We start from the raw sequence: 22,938 nt of genomic DNA on the forward strand, positions 1-22,938 counted from the left end.
GGCTACATCCGAATTGACGCCTGTGGAGTGCTAAACCAACCGTAGTAGCGGGCAAGTTGCGAGGCGGGGTACGAAGAAGCAGGAAAATGTCTAGCGTAGAGAAATGAATACATTTTTCTATGTTTTTAGTAGCAGTGCAGGTTGAATGCAGTTTAAAAGGGCTTTATCTTGTTTAATTGCTATTATGCTGATTTTCCATATACTTGCAAGTCCACATGTTACAGCCCGTACGTTGCACGAAATGCAAAAGGAAAAAGAATTACTCGAACAAAAGAAAAGTGTGTTAACAGACGATATAGAGCAAAAAGATGCAGAACTGGAGTCCAATACATCCACGATAGCGACAACCGTGGAACAACTACAAAAACTAGATATTCAAGTAACGAATACACATTATACTATTCATCAAATAGAGTTTGCTATCGCCCAGACGACAGAAGAGATCGATGGTTTACAAAGTGCCATTCTGACGTTGGAAAACATCATTAAAGAGCGCGATATAATAGTCCGTGAGCGCTTGCAAGCCCTTCAAGCGAAAGATAGCTCCGTTGACTTTTTTGATGTGTTGCTAAGATCGAAAAGTTTTTCGGATTTCATCGGGCGCTTTTCTTCAGTGAAAATCTTACTTGAAGCAGATCGCAAAATTATGACACAACAAGCTTCGGACATTGAACAATTGGAAGAACAAAAGTTGCTCGTCTCACAAAAACTAACGACGCAAGAAGTGAATAAAGAAGAACTTCAAGACTTACTCGCATCGTTAGACGTTCAAAAAAATGAAAAAAATCGTCTTGTTATACAACTAGCAATCGAGCAAAAAAAGTTAGCCAGTGAAAAAACAGTGCTTGAAAGTGCGTATGATCAAACAGAGGAAATGACACAGGAGCTTCAACAAGCAATGGTCGACTTACAAAAACGCCAAACCGTTTTTCAGCAGCAGTCCATCACATACTTACCTTCTTCAGATCCCGTTGCGGCAACATGTAGTGAGGGAGGGCAATTAGATGAACAGTTGTTTCTTGCTCAATTCACATCAGCTGGCGCATTTACAGGGAAAGGCCAATCGTTCATTACGATTGCACGGGAATTTCAAATCGATCCTGTATTGATGGCATCCATCGCATTTTTGGAAACAGGCAGTGGCACGTCAAATGCTGTCGTAGGTTATAACAATCCAGGTGGCTTAATGAACCCCGCCACGAACTGGTCCACATTGCTCAAATTTGACTCGATAGAAGACGGCTTACGCTCGATGGCCAAAACGATGAATCGACTTATTCATAAAGGTGGATTGACATCCATCAGTGACTTAGGCAGTGCCTATGCGCCGATTGGTGCGGAAAACGACCCAAGAGGATTAAATCAACACTGGGTTCCTGGAGTGACGAAATTCTCAATGGAATTTGGCGGATTAACGCAGAATTGCCGTGCACAGTAAATCATCGATATGAGCCTTCTATAATTGCATGAAACAAGCCCTCCTGCTATGATGAAGGAGTAGATAGAAAGGGGTTTTATAACCATGAATATGGATTTTAATCTTTACATGAATGATCTCCTCAGACAAGCACGTTCTGAGATGGAAGCAAGTGGGTATGAGCAACTGACAACACCTGAACAAGTTGAGGATGCTTTCAAACGTCAAGGGACAACGCTTGTGATGGTAAACTCTGTTTGTGGTTGTGCAGGCGGTATTGCACGTCCAGCGGCAGCGCATGCAGTCCATTATGACAAACGTCCAGACCACTTAGTAACGGTATTCGCGGGACAAGATAAAGAAGCGACAGCACAAGCACGCATGCTATTTGGTGAAGACCATTTACCTTCGTCTCCATCATTCGCACTATTAAAAGATGGCAAGCTTGTTGCAGAAGTCGGACGTTATGAAATCGAAGGTCACGATCCAATGTCTGTGGTGACGAATTTGCAAAGCCAGTTTGAGGAGTATTGCGAAGAAGTATAAGTGATACAAAAAAACAGTCCACATGTGTATTTCGCACATGGGACTGTTTTTTTTATAGTAGCAACGTGCTGAGACCGAACAAAACACTTGATGCAATCATAGCACCAATCATTAAATAGACGACAATTTTTTGAACTTTTTTATTGCTCATGCATCAAAACTCCTTACTCATTATGCTTTTATTTTAACAGAAATTGCAGATTTCACAACATGTAAGGATTTAAATAGGGTAAAATGAATAGATAGAGAGAAAGGGGAGATGAATAATGAAAAAAGTTGATCATATTGGCGTTGCTGTAAAAAGCATAGACAACTCTCTAGATTACTATATACATACGCTTGGACTTTCATTACTAGCAATTGAAGAAGTGGCAAGTCAAGGTGTACGGGTGGCGTTTTTGGATGCAGGGAACATCAAAATCGAATTGTTGGAACCGCTTGCAACAGATGGTCCAATTGCGAAATTCATCGAAAAGCGTGGGGAAGGTGTCCATCATATTGCTTTTGGCGTAACGGATATTCGGACAAGAATGGTCGAGCTAAAAGAAAAAGGTGTACAACTGTTACAAGAGGAACCGAAACCAGGCGCAGGCGGCGCAGAAGTGGCGTTTCTTCACCCGAAATCATCATTTGGTGTGCTTTATGAGCTATGCGATAAAAGTGGCAAAGGGGAATGACAAATGGATATTTATGATAAAATAAATGATTTATATGATAAAAAAAGAACAATTGAACTCGGTGGTGGGGACGAGCGAATTGAGAAGCAGCATGAAAAGGGGAAACTGACAGCACGAGAGCGAATTGATTTACTGCTGGACCCAGACACATTTGTTGAATTAAATCCATTTGTGACGCATCGGACGCGTGATTTTGGAATGGATGAGTTAGAAGGACCTGGAGACGGTGTGGTCACGGGCTACGGGAAAATCGAAGGCAGACCAGTCTATTTATTCTCACAAGATTTTACTGTTTTTGGTGGTGCACTTGGGGAAATGCACGCGATGAAAATTGCTAATGTGATGGATTTGGCTGCGAAAAATGGTGCACCGTTTATTGGATTGAATGACTCAGGTGGAGCACGTATTCAAGAAGGTGTTGTTTCGCTGGATGGTTACGGAGAAATCTTTTACCGCAATGCCATCTATTCAGGTGTCATTCCACAAATCTCCGTTATTCTTGGACCTTGTGCGGGTGGAGCTGTGTATTCACCAGCCATTACAGATTTCGTATTTATGACAGATGAAACGAGTCAAATGTTTATCACGGGGCCGAAAGTAATCGAAACGGTGACAGGAGAAAAAATTTCATCTGAAAATTTAGGTGGTTCCAAAGTCCATAACGCGATTAGTGGAAACGCACACTTCCGTGGACAAGATGAAAAAACCGTGCTTGGCGATGTGCGAAAATTACTTGCGTATCTCCCGCAAAATAACGAAGAAAAACCACCTGTTGCAACGTACGATGACAAAGACGATTACCGTGAAAACTTGGCAGATGTTGTGCCCTATGAGACAATACGTCCTTATGACATTCGAAAAGTCATTGAACAAGTTGTGGATACGGACTCATTCATGGAAGTGCAAGCCGAATTTGCCAAAAATGCAGTGGTAGGTCTTGCACGTATGAAAGGTGAAACGGTTGGTCTTATTTGTAATCAACCGAAAGTAATGGCGGGCGGGCTCGACATTGATTCGTCTGACAAAATTGCTCGTTTCATCAGATTCTGTGACTCTTTCAACATTCCACTTATTACGTTTGAAGATGTAACGGGCTTCTTCCCAGGTATTAAACAAGAGCATGGTGGTATTATTCGACATGGTGCGAAAATCTTATATGCTTATTCAGAAGCGACTGTGCCAAAAATGACGGTTATCCTTCGTAAAGCGTTTGGTGGCGCTTACGTTGCGCTAAATTCAAAGTCGATTGGGGCAGATGTCGTCTATGCATGGCCAAACGCGGAAATCGCAGTGATGGGAGCAGAAGGTGCGGCAAATATTATCTTTGCACGCGATATTGCCAACAGTGATAATCCGGATGCAACACGTGCGGAAAAAATCGAGGAGTATCGTGAAAAATTCTCGAACCCTTATGTTGCAGCTTCGCACGGCATGGTCGATGATGTCATCGATCCACGTGATACGCGCATTAAATTGCTACAAGCGCTTGATATGATGCGCAATAAAAAAGAAACAAGACCAAAGAAGAAACACGGGAATATCCCGCTATAAGGAGATTTTTAGGTATGAATAAACAACGGCTACTAGATGAGTTTATGGAACTTGTCCAAATTGACTCAGAAACAAAAGACGAACGCTATATTGCTGATATTTTGACAGCGAAAATGACAGCGCTTGGATTCGATGTGGAGGAAGACGATTCGGACGATCGCAGTGGCCATGGTGCGGGAAATCTCATCGCGACACTACAAGCAACTGCAACAGGAATTGATCCAATCTATTTCACTTGTCATATGGATACGGTTGTTCCGGGCAAGGGCATTAAGCCAGAGCTACATGATGATGGCTATATCTATTCGGATGGAACAACAATCCTTGGTGCTGATGATAAAGCGGGTATTGCTGCGTTATTTGAAATGGCACGCACATTGAAAGAAAGCGGGCAGCCGCATGGTGAGATTCAATTCATCATTACAGCGGGTGAAGAAAGTGGACTTGCAGGTGCGAAAGAGATGGATGCATCATTAATTACGGCGAAGTACGGCTATGCAGTAGACAGTGATGGGAAAGTTGGCGGTATCGTGACTGCTGCCCCTCATCAAGCTAAATTGCGGACGACGATTCATGGTAAAACAGCGCATGCGGGCGTCGCGCCTGAAAAAGGTGTTTCCGCTATTAATATAGCAGCAAAATCGATTTCTGCTATGTCACTTGGACGAATTGACTCAGAAACGACAGCGAATATTGGGCGCTTTGAAGGTGGACAAGCAACGAATATCGTTTGTGATGAAGTCCATATTTTAGCTGAAGCACGTTCGATTGATCCTGATAAGCTACAAGAACAAATCGACCATATGGTACGGACATATGAGCGTACTGCTGAACTAATGGGTGGCAAAGCGAAAACGGATGTTCAAATTATGTATCCGGGCTTTCGTTTTGCTGAGGACGCGGAAGTCGTTCAAACAGCAATTCAGGCTATTCGCAATATTGGACGGACACCAGAGCTGATGACAAGTGGCGGCGGAAGTGATGGCAACATCTTTAACGGTGCTGGTATCCCAACGGTGACATTGTCTGTCGGCTACGAAGAAATTCATACGAAAAATGAACGAATGCCTGTTGAAGAGTTAAACAAGCTTGCTGAATTATTGCTTGAAATTGTCCGTGTAACAGCTTCTGTTCGCAAGGAGGACTAATTTATGAGTGATTTGAAAGCGGTCGTAGTCCAGTGTGGTAACGAGGATTATGCGATTCCTGTGGAAGCAGTTGTGTCCATTGAGCGCTTGGAGCAAGTCAATCCAATTCCTCATTTGCCGGATTATATGCTCGGATTAATGCGCATCCGCGGAGAACTCGTTCCAATTTTGGATTTTGAACAGATTTTATATGGAAGAAGTGCGAAAGGGTACGAGGATGCACGTGTGGTTGTTGTACAGACGGAAAGCTTATTCATCGGATTGCTCGTTCTTGATGCAAAAGAAATTCTCGATATTCCAGAAAGTATGATGACATCTGCTGGACTGATGGCGTATTCAAGAACGCCATATTTTACGACGGTTGCCAATTTGGAAGATCGGATGATTACGGTTGTGGATCCTGAGATTTTATCGAAAACATTGGCTGGTATGGATGCGATTGGAGAATTTGTCGCGGCACAACTGGCACAAGAACAATAATGCGAAAACCGGGCAGTGTTATCTGTCCGGTTTTTGCATTATACTTATCAAAAGAGGAGAATCTTTGAGGGAGGGACAGGTCATGGCGATAAAGGGGAAATCGCAGGCGAAAGTGATTTTGCATCTTGATATGAACAGTTTTTTTGCCTCGGTCGAACAGGCGCATGACCCTTCTTTAAAGGGAATTCCGATGGCGGTTGCGGGCAACCCTAAAGAGAGGCGAGGCATTCTAGTTACTTGTTCGTATGAAGCACGAGCGTATGGTGTTTACACAACGATGACAGTTGGTGAGGCAAAGCGGCTTTGTCCAGAACTTGTCGTTGTCCCGCCCGATTTTGAAAAATACCATTTGGCCTCTGTGGCGGTATTTGATTTGTTGCGTTCGTATACGGACCTTGTGGAGCCTGTGTCGATTGATGAAGCGTATATCGATATTACGGCTATTGGTGGCTTAACAAATGCAGTGAACATCGCAACGGATATGCAACAGCGAATTTTGCGGGAACTCGATTTGCCTTGTTCCATCGGTATTGCACCGAATAAGTTTCTAGCGAAAACAGCATCTGATATGAAAAAGCCAATGGGCATCACCATTTTAAGGAAGCGTGAAATTGAATCGATTTTATGGCCGTTGCCGGTTATTGAGATGCATGGTATTGGAAAAAGTACGGAGAAAAAGATGCATACGCTTGGTATTTATACAATTGGTGATCTGGCAGTAGTGGAAGAAGCAGTTATCAAATCACTACTTGGCAAAAATGGTTTGAGGCTACAGCAACGAGCGAATGGGGTCGATTATCGTCCCGTAGATCCTGAGGCAGCAGAAGAACGAAAAAGTGTTGGTAGTTCAACGACGTTGCCTGTAGATGAAACCGATCTTGCAGCTTGTTTAAACATATTTAATAAGCTTGCATCAAATGTCGCAAAGCGGCTTGAGAAAAGGCAGTTAGCAGGAACGGTTGTCACGATTCAAATTCGCACGTCCGATTGGCGCAATCAGACACGTAGTCGCTCTGTAGTCAACCCACTTTATAAGGAGCAGGCGATTCACAAAGAAGCCGTGAGTTTGTTCAAAAAGCATTGGGATGGAGAACCTATTCGCCTGTTGGGTATTACGGTATCAAATGTCATTCCGATGAATGAATTGCACGAACAGCTGTCATTTTATAATTTTGAAAAACATGCTAAGGAAGAGACGATGGACAGTCTCCTTGCACAGTTGGAGCAAAAATTTGGGCCTGGTTCAGTGAAACGAGGCAATAAGTGAAAGGAGGAATGTGAGGATGGAACTTCAATTTTTAGGGACGGGCGCAGGAATGCCGTCCAAAATGCGCAATACGTCGGCAGTCGCTTTAAATTTATCGGCTGAGGGGCAAGGGATTTGGCTATTTGATTGTGGAGAAGCAACGCAGCATCAGATTTTACATACTTCGCTGAAACCGAGGAAGATTGGAAAGGTGTTTATTACCCATTTGCATGGTGATCATATATTCGGCTTGCCAGGGTTAATCGGTTCAAGGTCATTTTTAGGTGGTCATGAACGACTGGATATATATGGGCCTCCTGGCTTGAATGAGTGGTTGGAAACAACACTTCGCATTACGCAAACTCATTTGAATTATGAGCTTTGTGTGCATGAAATTGAAGAGGGAATAGTCGTTGAAAACGAAGCGTTCGTCGTGACGGCTAAAAGTTTACAGCATGTGATCCCGTGCTTGGGTTACCGAGTGGAGCAAAAACCACTACGAGGGAAATTGCTTATTGAGAAAGCGAGAGCAGCAGGTGTGCCGAATGGTCCACTTTTGAAACAGTTAAAGGATGGGGAAGATGTAACATTGGCAGATGGACGAATTGTCGAAAGTCGTGATGTCACGGGAGAACCACAGGCAGGGGTTACTGTTGCTATTCTTGGAGATACAAGTTATTGTGCCGCCGCGGTTGAATTAGCGCAAGGCGCAGATATTCTTGTGCATGAAGCTACATTTGATATGAGCACGGGTGATCTTGCGCAAGAATACGGTCATTCAACAATAGGTGATGCAGCACAGACTGCGAAAGAAGCAAATGTGACGGCGCTCATTGCCAATCATATTAGCGCACGTTTTATGCCGAGTGATGTAGCGAAGTTGAAAGAGCAAGGAGAAGTGATTTTTCCTAATCTGCATATTGCAGAAGATTTTGCACGATTTGAATGGAAAGATGGGGACGTTAGCCGAGAGTAGATAGTGGCGTGCCAGTCAAAACGATAGAAAAACCCCGCTTCCTCGATATAGGAAGCGGGGTTTGGTTTGTACGTTGAACAATCATTTCACTGCGACAACTTGTCCTTTGGTCATACTTTCCAATTCGTGAGGCGTTAATTGGAATACTGCTTTTGGGTGACCAGCAGCTGCCCAAATGGTATCGTATTGAAACAAATCTTCATCAATTAATGTATGGACAGGTTCTTTATGTCCAAGTGGAGGAACGCCGCCGATAACAAAGCCGGTCTTTTCGCGAACAAAGTCGGCATCCGCTTTGCCTAATTTATCTTCGAGTGTTCGGGCAATTAACTTCTCGTTAATGCGATTGATCCCACTCGCGACAACTAACAGTGGCTCATTCGTACTTTTTAATCGGAAAATAATCGATTTTGCGATTTGTGCTACTTCACAACCTAAAGCATCTGCCGCTTCCTGCGCTGTACGGGCGCTATCTGTCAATTGGACGATTTCATTTGGGTGTCCTAGTGTCTGTAGTTTGTCCTGTACTTGTTGGATACTGTCGGTTAACTTTTGCATAGATTCCATTCCTTTCGAAACTTTCTTGGTACTTAGAATAAATTGATTTCTACCCATTGTACATTATTCGACAAGGAGATTACTATTTCCTTTTAAAACATCCACCCACGCGCATATTGCTGAGGTGCTGGAATTTCTACTCTCAGCTCTTTGGCTGCTGTGTAGGCCCAATACGGATCACGCAATAGTTCGCGTGCCAGTAAGACCATATCTGCACGTCCGTTTTTCAAAATCTCCTCGGCTTGGATTCCGGTCGTAATCAAACCGACTGCACCTGTTGCGATGTCTGCACCTGCTTTAATGGTTTCCGAAAATGGCACTTGATAGCCAGGGAAAACGTCGATTTTGGCAGGGACAACTGCTCCCGAACTAACATCGATAAGATCGACACTTTGCTCTTTCATCCACTGCGCCATTTCAATATAGCTTTCAGCGGTCATGCCGCCATCCGTATAATCATACGCGGAAATTCGTACGAAAAGAGGACCTTGCCATACTGTACGGACTTCATCGATGATCTCACGTAGCAAGTGATAACGGTTTTCAGCGGATCCACCATATGCATCCGTTCGTTGATTCGTTAACGGTGAGAGAAACTCATTGATGAGGTAACCATGTGCACCATGTAATTCAATGACATCGAATCCAGCTTGTTTCGCACGGATTGCCCCTTGTTTGAATGCTTGGATGGTTTCTTGGATATCTCCCACTGTCATTTCAACAGGTGTTTTATGGTGATCGTCGAATGCAATTGCGGAAGGTGCAGAAATGTCTCCATCTACAGTTGCTTTTCTTCCAGCATGCGCGAGCTGAATGCCTGTTTTTGCGCCATGCTGTTTCATCAAACGGACGGTCTCTGCCAATCCTTCAATATGCTCATCACTCCAAATGCCAAGATCTTGCGCAGAAATGCGTCCTTGCGGCTGGACAGCTGTTGCTTCGACAATGATTAGCCCAACTTGACCGACTGCACGTGTTGCGTAATGAATTTTATGCCAATCCTCAACCATCCCGTTTTCATTATGACTTGAATACATACACATTGGTGACATAACAATACGGTTTTTGAATTCAACTTCTCTGATTGTAAATGGTTCAAATAATTTTGCCATGTTTTCAACCTCCCTAGTACTTACCAACATTAGTATAGCAAAGGGGGAAGATTCACACGGCAAATTTGGCTTATCCTTCGTTAAACATCGTCCAAAATACGGCTTGCAATTTCACCTAAATACTGTATGATAATTCAAAATCAACTAACAGTTAGTGGAGAGGGAGAGGATATGATGGAGGTTGCGACGGTGTCAGAAAAAAGTGTATCGAAAACAATGTTAATAGGAGCAAGCTTTTTATTACTCTCTGCTTTATTAATGTCTGTTAGCCAAGTCTATTATGCTAATCAAGTTCAAGGTGTGCATCCATTTTTATTTACAGGGATTAGCTTTTTTATCACGGCGGTACTGTTCAACATGATTGCATATAGACAGCGGGGAACGATGACGGCTACCGCTAATACAAGGTCATCTATGGCGGATGTAGTGAAATTGAATGCCAGTTCGATTTTAGCGTTTATGGGCTTTTATTATGCGCTGAAATTTATTGAACCTGCCATTGTCAGTTCACTTGAGATGGGGGTTGGTCCGTTCTTTGCGATTGTTGTTACGGCAATGGTTGCGAAGGAAAAGATTCGTGCAACACGGGCGCAGTGGCTGATTACAGCGGGGACGTTTGCCGCAAGTGTTTTGTTAATGGTGACAGCGTTAGCTGGATTGTCTGGTGTACAGGTGACAAATACGACGGATTTTGTTTACGGTCTCGTTGCATCGGTATTATGTGGATTAGGTGCAGTGTTGTGCACGATTTATTCCAAAAAATTAAGCGTTGCTGGCTGGACGAGTTCATCCATATTAGCACATCGTTTTTACGGTATTATTATTCTATCATTTTTAATGACGTACAAAATTTTTCCAACCTATTTGATGGCGAATCTAGATTGGATCCTACTTATCACGATTTTTGGTGTAACGATTCCCATGTTTTTACTACAAAAGGGGATTCAATATTGTGATCCATTTGTCGTGATGATGTCTATTTGTTTTATTCCTGTATTCACATTCATTTTTCAGTTGTTTGATCCCCGGATTGCTTGGTCCACACCGACATTGGTAGGTATTTTGATGCTATTTATCGTAGGGGTGGCAAGTCTTTTTACAACTAATGAAGCACAGTAATAGTTGAAAGAAAACGGTAGGGCAATTACCTGCCGTTTTTTCTATTTAGATACTAGGAAAAACGGCAGGAATTTGTCATTTATGACTGTGCCCCAAGTTCTCGTGAACGCGCTGTCGCCTTTTCAATACATTCCCCAATCGCTTCTTTAAAGAAGCGATCCTCCAATGCCTGCAAGCCTGCGGCAGTTGTTCCATTTGGGCTTGTGACATTTTCTCGAAGGAGTGCGGGTTCTGTGCCTGTACTTTTCATCATTGCTGCTGCACCTTCAAGTGTTTGGATAATGAGTGAACGTGCAACATCTTTCGATAGTCCTTTATGAATGGCAGCTTCCTCGAGCGCTTCCGCTAAATAATAGATATAAGCAGGACCGCTACCTGATAAGGCGGTGACTGCATGGAGTTCATCTTCTTCGACTTCTTTCACGAGGCCAACAGCTTCAAGTAATGCGAGTACATGCTTGCGCATCGAATCGTCGACGGCGGTATTCATGGCAACACCCGTTGCTGATTTGCCGATTGTGGCGGATGTGTTTGGCATCGAACGAGCAATTGGTCGTGTGCCTAGTCCGCTTTCAAGTGTGTGAATGGAAACACCTGCAATGACTGACAGAATAGCCGCTTGATTAGTTATCAGAGGACGAATATCTCCCATTGCTTGTTGGATGTCTTTCGGTTTTGTGGCAAGTACAATTAAATCAGCTTTTTTCAAAGCCTCTTTCTCCTTGCATACGATGGACACACCATATTGATTTTGTAATGAAATCAGCCTTTCATCATCTGATTTGTTCATGACATAAACGTTTTGTGGTTCAATAGCTCCCTGATTGATAATACCTGCAATGACAGCTTCGGCCATTGAGCCAGCGCCAATAAATACAATTGTTTTCATGTGAATAGCCCCTTTCATTTCCGATATTCAAATTCCATCAAATCAATTTCGCCTTGGCGTAATTGCGTCCGGATTTTGAATCGGGCTTGACCGATTAATTCCTTTCAAAATCCGTGACATCCGCCGGAGGCTTTTATCTTTGTTCAGCGGGAGTTTGAATACCCACTGAACAGGGAGCAAAATCACGTTCATCTCGCCACCTATAGAGGTAGGAGTCTTCTGCTGAATAAAGATAAAAAAAACATGCGCTTCCGTCCCTATACATAAGGACGAAAACGCATGTTTCCGCGGTACCACCTACATTTACCGGTATGATCCGGTACATCTTGTTCTTTCTTAACGCGAAAGGCACGTCTGTGTTTCCACAGGAGCTCGGAAGGAGGTTCGTTGCGGGAGGGGGATATGTGGCTTTCAGTCGGTGACCACACTTCCTGTTATCCATTTCCGCAACTACTGATCTTCGTCAACGCTTTACAAGTTCATGAATTAGACCGATTATTACATGTCGTCTGAAGAAAGTCAACTTTCGAACTGTTGATTAGCTTGTTTCTACGAAAAACCAAATGATACTAATGATTGCTATAATCAATATTACAACAAACGTTACTTTAACAGCACTTACAGGAGATTTACCGCTAACCTTACCAGTTTGTCCATTGACAAGGAACCGATAGATTTTATTATTGAATTGAAATGACGAAATCCAAATTGGTAATAAAAGATGTTTGTACGTAATGGCTGTATAATCGGTTGACACATTGACAATCCTCACTTCATCTCCATGAACTTGTCCGTAAATGCCATTGGTGATGCGACTGTCGATAATCCCTTTCGCATCGTGCCAACCTTCTTTCAATGGAATGGAATACCTTTCTGCTAAAAAGCCCGATAGATATTCGGTTTTATAATCTACCAGTTTTGATAATGAAAAAGGCTCGATGTGCGTAATAAGCCCATCGGCTACATTACTAGAAGCTTTGACTAACACATCATCAAAGAATTCGTAATAACGACCGCTTTCTGTGCGCCAACTTGTATGTCGCACTTGTTCTGTCACTTGTACCGGTTTGCCGTCTTCAATAACTGTACGCGTTTCTGTGACATAGTAATACGTGCCAATTCTAACGGTATAGGCAGATGTCGTTTGTGAATCGAATGTCCAATAGGGAATATAGGCGCCAGACAATGTATCCAATGTGTATGATTTTTTGAGTTGGGAGGGTGCAAAATAGCGTTTTTTGATCCATCCTTTAAATTTAATAATTGCTTCATCTTTGGATATTTGAAAAGGGATGACTAATGCGGGTTTAATACCGGCATGATGTTCACTCGTTGAGATATGTGATGAGCCGCAGAACGAACAAAAATCAGCGACTTTGTTTTTATCTAACAATGTTTCAGCACCGCAATTTTCACATCTGAAGACGCGTTTCTCATCATCCCAGCTATGATCTTCCTGCTCTAAAGCTTGTAAGAAATCATGCTCGATTGTATTGTGCTGTGTGTGTTCGATGTCCTTTTCGCTTCCACAAAAAGGACATTTGAGCGTGCCGGTTGTCGGTTCGAATAGTGCATTGCCGCCACAAGAAGGACATTTATTTACTTCAGTTTGTTCGATCGTAATGGCTTCTTGTTGTTGGTTATTTTCTGAGCTGGACATGGGATCACCTCGCTTACATCCAAGTTATAAACTTTCTCCACAATCCCCACAAAACTTCGCATTTGCTGTGTTTTTCTTGCCACATTTCGCGCATGTTTTTTCGGTTACTTGTTGTGTACCGCATTCGCCACAGAATTTTGCATCTGCATCGATAGCTGCTTGGCAACTAATGCACGGCACTTTTGGAGTTTGCATCGCTTTACCGCAGTCACTACAAAATTTTGCGCTTGCATTGTTGGCCGCTTGGCAATGTGGACATTGTACGCTAGTAGTTGGTGGGGCCACCGGTGTATTCGTTGTTTGCGGATTCGGTGAAAAGGCATTCGCCATTACACCGCCAAGCGCAGCACCTGCACCCAGTCCTGCTCCAGCACCGGCTAATCCGCCACCTTCATTGCGAGCTGCGTCTCTAAGGGCTTCAGCTGCTTGGTATTGCTGATACTGCTGCATGTCTCCTAGAACACCCATCGATGTTTTTTTATCGAGTACTTTTTCTACTTCTTCTGGCAGTGATAAGTTTTCAATGTAAAGAGAAGTGATGTCAAAGCCAAACGCCTTGAATCGTGGCTTCATCTTTTCTTTCCCTTGGTCGCTTAACTCGTCATAGTGCATTGCCAAGTCTAAAGCAGCGATTTTGGATTCAGCAAAAAGGTCAGTTAAGCCAGATAAAATCATTTTCTTCAACTGCTCTTCAATATTGCTCGTATCATAGGACGCATTTGTACCAAACAGTTCTTTTAAAAACACGGTTGGTTCAGCTACGCGATAAGAATAAATCCCATAACCGCGTAATCGGATAGCACCAAACTCGGGGTCACGCATCATAATGGGGTTGGATGTACCCCATTTTTGATTGATAAATTGTTTCGTATTGACAAAATAAACTTCCGCTTTAAACGGTGAGTTGAAGCCGTGTTTCCATGATTTTAATTTCGTTAAAATAGGCATATTTTGCGTGTACAATTGATGACGGCCGGGACCAAAGACGTCTGCAAGTTCACCTTCATTCACGAAAATCGCTACTTGTGATTCCCGAACGGTGAGTTCTGCGCCCATTTTGATTTCATTGTTGTGCACGGGAAAGCGGTATACCATCGTATTCGTGTCACTATCTGTCCATTCAATTACTTCGATAAATTGGTTTTTGAAAAATCCGAATAAACCCATTCTAGTTCCTCCTCATATGTTGAATAGATACGAATGTGAGTCGTCATTTGCTTAGGAATAGTATACCATAATACAATATTAGTCATTTTAACTTTAAGGTGAACACAATAGGTGACGTCAGCCTGGAAAAAAGGTACAATGGACTGAATACTCATTCATTTAAAAAGGGGATTTTCATATGATTCATAAAATTGTACTACCAACACCATTTGCGGTCGGCGATGTTAATGCGTTTCTAGTAAAAGGAGATGCGCTGTCACTTGTCGATGCAGGGCCGAAAACCCCCGAAGCATATGAAGCGTTGAAGTATGGCCTAAAGGAAGCTGGCTATACGTTTAATGATATTGAACAAGTGATTTTGACTCACCATCATCCGGATCATGCGGGCTGGATTGATGCATTTGATCGTGCAGATATTTTAGGTCACGCTTACAATAATTTATGGTTGAAGCGCGATGAGGCATTTTTCCAGTATCATGATTCATTTTATTTAAACTGTTTAATTGAAGAAGGAGTTCCCGAGGAATATTTTTTCTGGGTGAAAAAAATGAAACGATCCGTTGAGTTAATGGGGGAGCGGACGCTTGATGTGAAGCTTGTAGAAGGAGATGCGCTTGCGGGGCATCCGGGCTGGACTGTACTAGAAACACCAGGGCATGCGCAAAGTCATATCGTTTTGTGGAATGAGCGAACGGGAGAGATGATTGGTGGGGACCTTGTACTTGGAAAGGTATCATCGAATCCGTTAATCGAACCACCACTCGACCGTGAGCAAGGTCGTTCCCGTTCTTTATTGCAATACAATGATTCACTGAATCGCCTGCTTACTTTGCCCGTGAATATCATTTATGGTGGTCATGGTGAGGAAGTACGTAATGCACATCCGTTGATTGAACAGCGTTTTGAGAAACAGCGTCAACGGGCGCTCAAAGTGCTTGGGATGATGGATGGCGGATCGCGGACGATTTTTGAGCTGACGCGTGAATTATTCCCAGCTGTCTATGAAGAAGAGCTTGGATTGACATTGTCTGAAACCATTGGGCAGACAGATTACCTTGTGCATGAAGGACTGGTGCTTGAAACGCGCGATGAAGGCGGTATTCTTCATTATGAACAAGCGTAAATCAGTACTTGTGACAGGCGCAACGAGCGGTGTCGGCTACGCACTGGCAAAGCGGTTGCTAGCGGAAGGATACAACGTTTGGGCGACGGGTAGGGCGCAAGATGTGTTATGGCAACTGCAAAAAGAAGGTGCTCATACTTTTCCAGCAGATTTAGCTGTTAACGAAGACATTGACCAATTGATGACGCAAATCGGTTCGCCCGATATCGTCATCTTTTCGGCTGGTGTTGGTACGTTTGATTATGCACAGGAGACGCCTGATGCTGCGATACAAGGGATGATGGCTGTTAACGTTATTGCACCGATGCAGCTGACCAAGCAACTATTACCGGACATGATGGAGAGGCGGAGCGGGCATCTCATTTACCTTGGTTCTCAAGCAGGGAAAGTCGCAACACCGAAAGCGTCTGTCTATGCGGCGTCGAAACATGCGATTGTCGGCTATACGAATGCTCTTCGCATGGAGGTAGCTCCGTCCGGCATTCATGTTACAACGATTAACCCAGGACCTATCGATACACCCTTTTTAGATGTAGCTGATGCAACAGGTAGCTATCGCACATCGCTAGGCAAGCATTTATTGACGGTGGAAGAAGTTGTCGATGCTATTGTTAAAACAATAGCAAAGCCTGTTCGAGAGGTGAATTTGCCTTGGTATATGGGCATTACGAGCAAATTACATGCCGTTGCACCGACCCTTGTTGAGCGATTGGGACGCAAGTATTTTATGAAAAAATAAGACTCTTTTTCGTTTGTATACATAGAGACTTCATGGAAGGATTTACAGTAGATGGTGAAGAATAACCAAGATTTCAAGTCTGATTCCACGGCAATTCATAGCGACCTTCTTGCGACTAGGGAACTTGTCTACAGCCCTTGCAAGTTTGAGTGTTCGCAACCATTAGTAGAAGCGCAAAATGCTGAATATGGAGCTTATGTATACAGGTTGAATATGCGCTCTATCCGATTTCGTGTCGCTAAAACTACACCAACGAAGGTCGGGCAATTTGTGACTTTGTGGGAGCGCATTGGAAATGGACCTATCCAACCATATGATCAATCAAATTCAGTCGATTTATTTGTGATTAGTGCACGCAAAGGCACTGACTTTGGTCAATTTGTATTTCCTAAAGAAGTTCTAGTCGAGCGGGGCGTCCTGTCCCAGGAAGGGAAAGGTGGTAAACGCGCAATTCGTATTTATCCACCTTGGGACAAGCCTACTAGCCGTCAAGCTCGGAAAACGCAGGACTGGCAGTTAGCTTACTTTTTGGAGGTACCTGTAAATAGATGCGTAGATTGTATGCGTGCGCAAATGCTTTATGGATTGCATGAAACAAAGTGATTTTTCGAGGTGTCGTGTCAGTGATTGTCTCATTTAGAAGCCGGCGTAGTTGCCGGTTTTTTTCTGTGCGACGGGCAGTCGCACCAGGTGGAGCCAAACTGCACAAGATGAGCTGTTAAAAATACACGAGGTCAAAGTTTGATGTGTGATATACTATTCAAAATACTCAGTTGGACAGAAGAGGAGTAATGATTATATTTATGGAGGGGAAATGATGAGTCAGATACTTAGAAGAGCTATCGTTGAATCCCAAGAATTTAATCTTTCTACTAAATTTGCTTGGAAGCGTTATCAAGAAATGGAGCATTATACAGAGGGGGGTATACGTGCCGAAATACTCGATTCGTGGGCTAACTCTAAGAAACTGGGAGTCAATCCTTTCCAGAATAGAATAAATGAAATTATCGCTCAGCATGATTTGAACGATCGACTCGAAAGGAATGAGCGATTGCTCTCGTATGCTTCACCTCAAATAACAAATGTAGCTGACCTGCTTACTGACTCTAAAACGATGCTTTCAATTACGGACAAACACGGCACTATTTTGTGTTCCTACGGTGAAAAAGATACTTTGAAAAGGGCGGAACTATTAAATATCTTTGATGGAGGAACGTGGAGTGAGAAGTCAGCGGGAACAAATGCAGTTGGCGTTGCGCTAAAAACGAAAAAGTCGGCTCAAGTGTTGTTTTCGGAACATTTCTGTGAAAAAAATCATAATTGGTATTGTGCGGCTACCCCTATTTTAGCACCTTTTACAAATGAACTCTTAGGAATTGTAAATATTGCAGGCTCCAATCATCAGGTACATCAACATACGGTAGGGCTTGTTATATCAGAGGCTAAAAATTTATCCAATGCAATTGTTCAGCAGTTATATGATCATACTTTGCGTGATAATTTATTTTTAACTACGGCAATGGAAGGTATAGAAGATGCTGTATTTGTCGTGGATGGCGGAAAAAATATTGTAGAAAAAAATGAGGCGGCTAGGTCGCATTTTTGTTTTCAGGGTATTCAAAGTATAAGAAATATTCCTGAATTAGATAAGTTCGTTGATTACGTCTTACAAACGGGACAAAAAATCATGAGGGAAGAAGTACGTGACGGTGAAAAAAAACGGACCTTCATTTGCTCTATTTATCCCGTCACTTTTCAAGATGAGCATTTAGGGGCAGTACTATTTTTGAGGGAAGGTTCAGAAGTATCTCATTTAAAAACAGCAAAACGTGCATTTGGACGTTTAGTGAATCAAACATCTACCCGTTACACGTTTGATAATCTAATCGGATCTTCTTTGGAGTTTGTAGATGTTGTCAAAAAGGCGCGGAGAGCATCGATCATTGAATCGACCCTGTTTTTATCGGGAGAAACGGGGACAGGAAAAGAGGTATTTGCCCAGGCAATCCATCAGGCCAGCAGTCGCAGTGCCCGCCCTTTTGTAGCCGTTAACTGCGGTGCGATTCCGCAGGGGTTGTTGGAAAGTGAATTATCCGGTTATGAACCAGGTGCATTCACTGGCGCCAAATCAAAAGGGAGTCCAGGGAAATTTGAATTGGCTCAAGGGGGCACGATTTTTCTTGATGAAATTGGAGATATGCCATTGGATTTACAAGTCCATCTTCTTCGAATATTGGAAGAAAGAGTTGTCACAAGAATAGGCGGAGACAAAGTAATACCGATTGATGTACGCGTCATCGCGGCTACACATAAAAATTTAACAGAAGCTGTCGTCAAGGGCGAATTTCGGGAGGATCTATTGTATCGACTTCGTGTGATCCAATTGAGGATTCCTGCTTTACGTGAAAGAACCGTTGATATTCCGATATTGGTCAATAACTTTATCCAGAAAATGAGTGATCAATTTGGAAAACAAGACGTTCTCGTGCACGCCGATGCGATGCATCATCTAACACAATATACTTGGCCGGGAAATATTAGGGAATTAAAAAATGTCATCCAACAAGCATTATTTAATATGGAAGGAGATATTTTGTACCCCCATGATCTTCCTGTGGAATTGGTGAAAGTGATTGAATATCCAACAGAAAAAGAGCGGTTAATTGAAGCCATAGAAAGGACAAATGGTAACGTCACTAACGCTGCAAAAATACTAGGTATTTCCCGCGCCACCATGTATCGAAGAATGCAACAATATCATCTAACTGATCAATAAATTATCCAACAATAGCCTGACACTAAATCCATTTCCCCAGAGAGGATTTAGTGTCAGGCTTTTTTTATGCTGTGAGACAATGAGACACTTTTCGTCTCATTGAAACAGTTCGCCGCGATAGAGAAAAATGTGGAAGATGGGATAACTTCATTGATTGATATACTTCAGCGGTTATTCAGATGAATTAAATACTTTGGCATGTTTCTTGCAATATCTATTAACGTATCACAAAAACATACTACCCAGTAAAGTTGTTACCGTTTTCATAGGGGAAGTGAGGTGTAAGTGAGGTATATAAACGATAGTGCAACAGTAAGTATAGGAAAAGAAGGCAAGGTGATAAAACATATGAGGAACTTTGACGTAATCGTAATTGGCGCAGGTCCCGGTGGGTATGTTGCAGCTTTTCGAGCAGCTCAATTGGGAAAAACAGTGGCAATTATCGAGAAAGAGAAAATCGGTGGGGCTTGTCTGAATGTTGGTTGCATTCCATCTAAAACGCTTTTGAAACATAGTGAAATGGTAGAAGAAATTAAAAAAGCAAATGACTGGGGAATTCACACCGGGGAACTATCCATTGATTTCCTAAAACTTATGCAGCGTAAGGATCAAGTGGTTCAAACGTTGACGAGTGGTGTGGACTATTTATTGAAGAAAAACCATATTACTTTATTTCAAGGGGAAGCCTCTGTCAATAAAGAGCTTGTTGTGGCTGTCGGTGATGAAAAGATAAAGGGACAAGACATTTTATTAGCAACTGGAAGCAAGCCTTTTATACCTCCAATAAATGGGTTAGAGCAGATCGACTACATGACAACGGATTCATTCTTTGACTTGAAAGAATTGCCCGAATCCCTGGTGATTATTGGTGGTGGCGTCATTTCGGTAGAATTAGCATTTGCGATGGCGCCACTGGGAACAAAAGTAACAATTGTTGAAGTTGCACATGATATTTTATTGACGGAAGATCCTGATGCACGAAAAATTATTAAAGATCAATTGAAGAAGAAAAACATCGAAATCATTACCAACGCAGAAATTCAAGAAGTGAAAAAAGACAAAATAGTCATGGCGAACCTAGAAATTGCATATAACAAATTGTTGGTTGCAACTGGCAGAAAACCGAATATTGAAGTCGTACAACAGCTAGAACTGGAGATGGATACTGCTAATAGGTTTGTTGCGGTCAATGACAATTATGAAACGAGTCAAAAACACGTGTATGCGGTAGGTGACGTAATCGGGGGTTATCAATTGGCCCATGTGGCGAGTGCGGAAGGTCTTATTGCAGTCCATGCAATGAATGGTGAGACACAGAGATCGCTTGATCAGACTGGAATTCCACGATGTGTCTATACGCATCCAGAGATAGCTTCATTTGGATTAAACGAGGACCAAGCTAAGGAAGCTGGGTATGACGTGAAGGTGACTAAATCACTCCTTGCTGGAAACGGAAAGGCCATCGCCATAGGGGAAACGGAAGGGTTTGTAAAAATCATTTCTGATTCCAACTATCAGGAGATTTTAGGTGCAGTGATTGTCGGAACGGGCGCGACAGAATTGATTGGCGAAGTCTTAGCTGTTAAACACTCGGAAGGTACGATGAATGAGTTAGCAAGTCTTGTACAAGCACATCCATCCGTATCTGAAACAATCACGGAAAACGCGAATGCGTTATTCCAACAAGCCATTCACATGTAAACATCATAAAAGGAGGAATTTATTATGGATAAAAAAGAAGCACTTTGGGCTTATCAAAAGATGAATGAAATTCGTTTTTTTGAAGATGAAGTACATCGCACATTCGGGAAAGGATTGATACCGGGATTTGTTCACTTATACGCAGGTGAAGAAGCGGTTGCAACGGGAGTAATGGCCCTATTAGATGATGAAGACTATATTACGAGTACGCACCGTGGGCATGGACATGCGATTGCAAAAGGATGCGATATTAATGGGATGATGGCTGAAATTATGGGGAAAAGAGATGGGCTTGGCGGTGGTAAAGGCGGTTCGATGCACGTTGCCGATGTTGGGAAAGGTATGCTTGGTGCCAACGGGATTGTCGGTGGCGGTTTCGGTCTCGCCGCAGGTGCAGCACTTACAATTAAGACGTTGGGTCGGGACAATGTGGCTGTCTGTTTTTTCGGGGATGGTGCATCAAATGAGGGAACATTCCATGAGGGATTAAATCTTGCCTCCATTTTGAATTTGCCGGTCATCTTTGTTTGTGAAAACAATCAATTTGGGGAAGGGACACCATTCAGATATGCGAGTGCTTCCGAAACGGTCGCCGAAAGAGCCCCAGCTTACAATATGCCGGGTGTCCGTGTAGATGGTATGGATATTGAGGCGGTTTATAATGCGACAAAAGAAGCGATTGAAAGAGCGAAGGCAGGGAAAGGTCCTACGTTAATTGAATGCGATACGTATCGTCAATATGGTCATTTTGAAGGGGATGAACAAAAATACAAGACGAACGAGGACCCGAATCGGGACCGTGATCCAATTCCTGAATTTCGTAAAAAAGCGGTGGAAAATGGCTGGATGACTGCGGAGCAGGCAGATGCAATTGAAGCGGCGGCAGAAAAGACTATTCAAGAGGCGCTTGCTTTTGCGGAAGCGAGCCCGTTGCCAGACGAATCTGCACTCTATACGGATATATTTGCATAAGAAAAGGGGGACTTACAATGGCAGAAAGAAAAGTTACATTTATGACAGCAATTAACGAAGCAATGGCACAGGCGATGCGGAAAGACGAAACTATTATTTTAATTGGGACTGACGTTGCAGGCGGCGCTGAAGTAGATCATTTAGTTCAAGATGATGGTCGACATGATGATGCATTTGGTGGTGTGTTTGGATTGTCTAAAGGGTTGGTGACAGAGTTTGGCCGAGAACGTGTGATTGACACGCCCATCGCGGAACATGGATATTTCAGCGCAGCGGTCGGTGCAGCAGCGACAGGATTGCGTCCTATCTCTGAATTAATGTTTAACGATTTTGTCGGTTTTGCGTTGGACCCGATTTTAAATCAAGGTGCAAAAATGCGCTATATGTTCGGTGGGAAAGCGAAAATTCCTTTGACTGTCCGAACAGTACACGGAGCAGGAGCCGGTGCGGCAGCTCAGCATTCTCAGACGTTATATGGGATGTTCGGGGCCATTCCAGGTGTGAAAGTGGTCGTTCCTTCCAACCCCTATGATGCAAAAGGCTTGATGTTAGCGGCGATTGAAGAAGATAATGTCGTCGTCTTTTCAGAAGATAAGATGCTCTATGGCATGAAAGGCGATGTGCCTGAAGAGTACTATACGATTGAAATCGGCAAAGCCAATGTGACGCGGGCGGGATCGGATCTCACAATAGTCGCAATCGGTAAGATGGTTCAGGTTGCACACGAAGTGGCTGAGCAATTGGATCAAGAAGATATTTCTGTTGAAGTGATTGATTTGCGTACAATCGCGCCTTGGGATCAGGAAACCGTTCTTGAATCCGTGAAGAAAACAGGAAGACTCATTGTTATCGACGAATCGAATCCGCATAATAACACGGCTACAGATATTGCATCAGTAATGGCAGATAGAGCCTTTGATTATTTAGATGGACCGATTAAAACGGTCTGTGCTCCAAATACACCTGTTCCATTTGCGGCAAATCTGGAAAAAGCGTATATTCCTGATGCGAAGAAAGTGTTGGTAGTAGCGGATGAATTAATCATTGATTTGAAAAATCGTGTACTGAACTAGGAGGTGAA

22 protein-coding genes are annotated in these 22,938 nt (G+C 43.0%); 16 read left to right on the top strand and 6 right to left on the bottom strand.

Translation table 11 applies throughout. The annotated features are described in order from the left end of the window. Positions 1-145: 145 nt before the first annotated feature. Positions 146-1,438: a glucosaminidase domain-containing protein gene (locus tag MKY34_RS13675; RefSeq protein WP_342511470.1), complete on the top strand. Its 1,293-nt coding sequence runs from the start codon at positions 146-148 to the stop codon at positions 1,436-1,438. Positions 1,439-1,522: 84 nt separating this feature from the next. Further along, positions 1,523-1,963: a BrxA/BrxB family bacilliredoxin gene (locus tag MKY34_RS13680; RefSeq protein ID WP_342511472.1), complete on the top strand. Its 441-nt coding sequence runs from the start codon at positions 1,523-1,525 to the stop codon at positions 1,961-1,963. A gap of 52 nt (positions 1,964-2,015) precedes the next feature. On the opposite strand, the gene prli42 is transcribed toward MKY34_RS13680, so the two are convergent. Continuing rightward, a complete protein-coding gene (prli42, locus tag MKY34_RS13685) occupies positions 2,016-2,114 on the bottom strand; it encodes a stressosome-associated protein Prli42 (protein ID WP_342511474.1) in 99 nt (32 codons plus the stop codon). A gap of 115 nt (positions 2,115-2,229) precedes the next feature. On the opposite strand from prli42, the gene mce reads away from it, so the two are divergent. From mce to rnz, 6 genes are all read left to right on the top strand, one after another. After that, a complete protein-coding gene (gene mce / locus MKY34_RS13690; RefSeq protein ID WP_342511476.1) occupies positions 2,230-2,640 on the top strand; it encodes a methylmalonyl-CoA epimerase in 411 nt (136 codons plus the stop codon). Between the two features lie 3 nt (positions 2,641-2,643). Then, positions 2,644-4,191, top strand: a complete 1,548-nt coding sequence (locus tag MKY34_RS13695; protein ID WP_342511478.1) for a carboxyl transferase domain-containing protein — start codon at positions 2,644-2,646, stop codon at positions 4,189-4,191. Between the two features lie 14 nt (positions 4,192-4,205). Then, a complete protein-coding gene (locus tag MKY34_RS13700) occupies positions 4,206-5,339 on the top strand; it encodes a M20/M25/M40 family metallo-hydrolase (RefSeq protein ID WP_342511480.1) in 1,134 nt (377 codons plus the stop codon). Between the two features lie 3 nt (positions 5,340-5,342). Beyond that, complete coding sequence (locus MKY34_RS13705) at positions 5,343-5,819, top strand: chemotaxis protein CheW (RefSeq protein WP_342511482.1); 477 nt, start codon at positions 5,343-5,345, stop codon at positions 5,817-5,819. 82 nt (positions 5,820-5,901) lie between these two features. Then, positions 5,902-7,086, top strand: a complete 1,185-nt coding sequence (locus MKY34_RS13710) for a DNA polymerase IV (RefSeq protein ID WP_342511485.1) — start codon at positions 5,902-5,904, stop codon at positions 7,084-7,086. A 16-nt stretch (positions 7,087-7,102) separates the two neighbouring features. Then, positions 7,103-8,041, top strand: coding sequence for a ribonuclease Z (gene rnz / locus MKY34_RS13715; RefSeq protein WP_342511488.1), 939 nt, complete (start codon positions 7,103-7,105; stop codon positions 8,039-8,041). 81 nt (positions 8,042-8,122) lie between these two features. Here rnz and MKY34_RS13720 read toward each other — a convergent pair whose 3' ends face one another. After that, entirely contained in the window at positions 8,123-8,599 is a 477-nt protein-coding gene (locus MKY34_RS13720; RefSeq protein ID WP_342511490.1) for a YbaK/EbsC family protein, read from the bottom strand. Between the two features lie 92 nt (positions 8,600-8,691). Then, entirely contained in the window at positions 8,692-9,711 is a 1,020-nt protein-coding gene (gene namA / locus MKY34_RS13725) for an NADPH dehydrogenase NamA (RefSeq protein ID WP_342511492.1), read from the bottom strand. Between the two features lie 189 nt (positions 9,712-9,900). On the opposite strand from namA, the gene MKY34_RS13730 reads away from it, so the two are divergent. Continuing rightward, positions 9,901-10,830 carry an EamA family transporter gene (locus MKY34_RS13730; RefSeq protein WP_342511494.1) on the top strand — a complete coding sequence of 310 codons (930 nt, stop codon included), beginning with the start codon at positions 9,901-9,903 and terminating at the stop codon, positions 10,828-10,830. Positions 10,831-10,909: 79 nt separating this feature from the next. On the opposite strand, the gene proC is transcribed toward MKY34_RS13730, so the two are convergent. The 3 genes from proC to MKY34_RS13745 all read right to left on the bottom strand — a co-directional run bounded on the left by proC (position 10,910) and on the right by MKY34_RS13745 (position 14,546). Then, positions 10,910-11,719, bottom strand: a complete 810-nt coding sequence (gene proC / locus MKY34_RS13735) for a pyrroline-5-carboxylate reductase (RefSeq protein WP_342511496.1) — start codon at positions 11,717-11,719, stop codon at positions 10,910-10,912. A 538-nt stretch (positions 11,720-12,257) separates the two neighbouring features. Beyond that, positions 12,258-13,379 carry a hypothetical protein gene (locus MKY34_RS13740; protein ID WP_342511498.1) on the bottom strand — a complete coding sequence of 374 codons (1,122 nt, stop codon included), beginning with the start codon at positions 13,377-13,379 and terminating at the stop codon, positions 12,258-12,260. Positions 13,380-13,403: 24 nt separating this feature from the next. Next, positions 13,404-14,546: an SPFH domain-containing protein gene (locus MKY34_RS13745; protein ID WP_342511500.1), complete on the bottom strand. Its 1,143-nt coding sequence runs from the start codon at positions 14,544-14,546 to the stop codon at positions 13,404-13,406. A gap of 178 nt (positions 14,547-14,724) precedes the next feature. Between MKY34_RS13745 and MKY34_RS13750 the strand changes: the two genes are divergently transcribed. From MKY34_RS13750 to MKY34_RS13780, 7 genes are all read left to right on the top strand, one after another. Further along, positions 14,725-15,669 carry an MBL fold metallo-hydrolase gene (locus MKY34_RS13750; protein WP_342511502.1) on the top strand — a complete coding sequence of 315 codons (945 nt, stop codon included), beginning with the start codon at positions 14,725-14,727 and terminating at the stop codon, positions 15,667-15,669. Then, positions 15,656-16,408 carry an SDR family oxidoreductase gene (locus tag MKY34_RS13755; RefSeq protein WP_342511504.1) on the top strand — a complete coding sequence of 251 codons (753 nt, stop codon included), beginning with the start codon at positions 15,656-15,658 and terminating at the stop codon, positions 16,406-16,408. Before MKY34_RS13750 ends, MKY34_RS13755 begins: the two co-directional genes overlap by 14 nt. A 51-nt stretch (positions 16,409-16,459) precedes the next feature. Next, positions 16,460-17,011 carry a MepB family protein gene (locus MKY34_RS13760; RefSeq protein WP_342511505.1) on the top strand — a complete coding sequence of 184 codons (552 nt, stop codon included), beginning with the start codon at positions 16,460-16,462 and terminating at the stop codon, positions 17,009-17,011. 214 nt (positions 17,012-17,225) lie between these two features. After that, on the top strand, positions 17,226-19,184 hold the full coding sequence (locus MKY34_RS13765; RefSeq protein ID WP_342511506.1) for a sigma 54-interacting transcriptional regulator: 1,959 nt from the start codon (positions 17,226-17,228) through the stop codon (positions 19,182-19,184). A gap of 348 nt (positions 19,185-19,532) precedes the next feature. Continuing rightward, on the top strand, positions 19,533-20,885 hold the full coding sequence (gene lpdA / locus MKY34_RS13770; RefSeq protein ID WP_342511507.1) for a dihydrolipoyl dehydrogenase: 1,353 nt from the start codon (positions 19,533-19,535) through the stop codon (positions 20,883-20,885). 24 nt (positions 20,886-20,909) lie between these two features. Continuing rightward, positions 20,910-21,857 carry a thiamine pyrophosphate-dependent dehydrogenase E1 component subunit alpha gene (locus tag MKY34_RS13775; RefSeq protein ID WP_342511509.1) on the top strand — a complete coding sequence of 316 codons (948 nt, stop codon included), beginning with the start codon at positions 20,910-20,912 and terminating at the stop codon, positions 21,855-21,857. Between the two features lie 17 nt (positions 21,858-21,874). After that, positions 21,875-22,930, top strand: a complete 1,056-nt coding sequence (locus tag MKY34_RS13780; protein WP_342511511.1) for an alpha-ketoacid dehydrogenase subunit beta — start codon at positions 21,875-21,877, stop codon at positions 22,928-22,930. The last annotated feature ends 8 nt before the right edge of the window (positions 22,931-22,938 follow it).

It is taken from the genome of Sporosarcina sp. FSL K6-1522 (assembly GCF_038622445.1).
In the GTDB taxonomy this organism is placed as follows: Bacteria; Bacillota; Bacilli; order Bacillales_A; family Planococcaceae; genus Sporosarcina.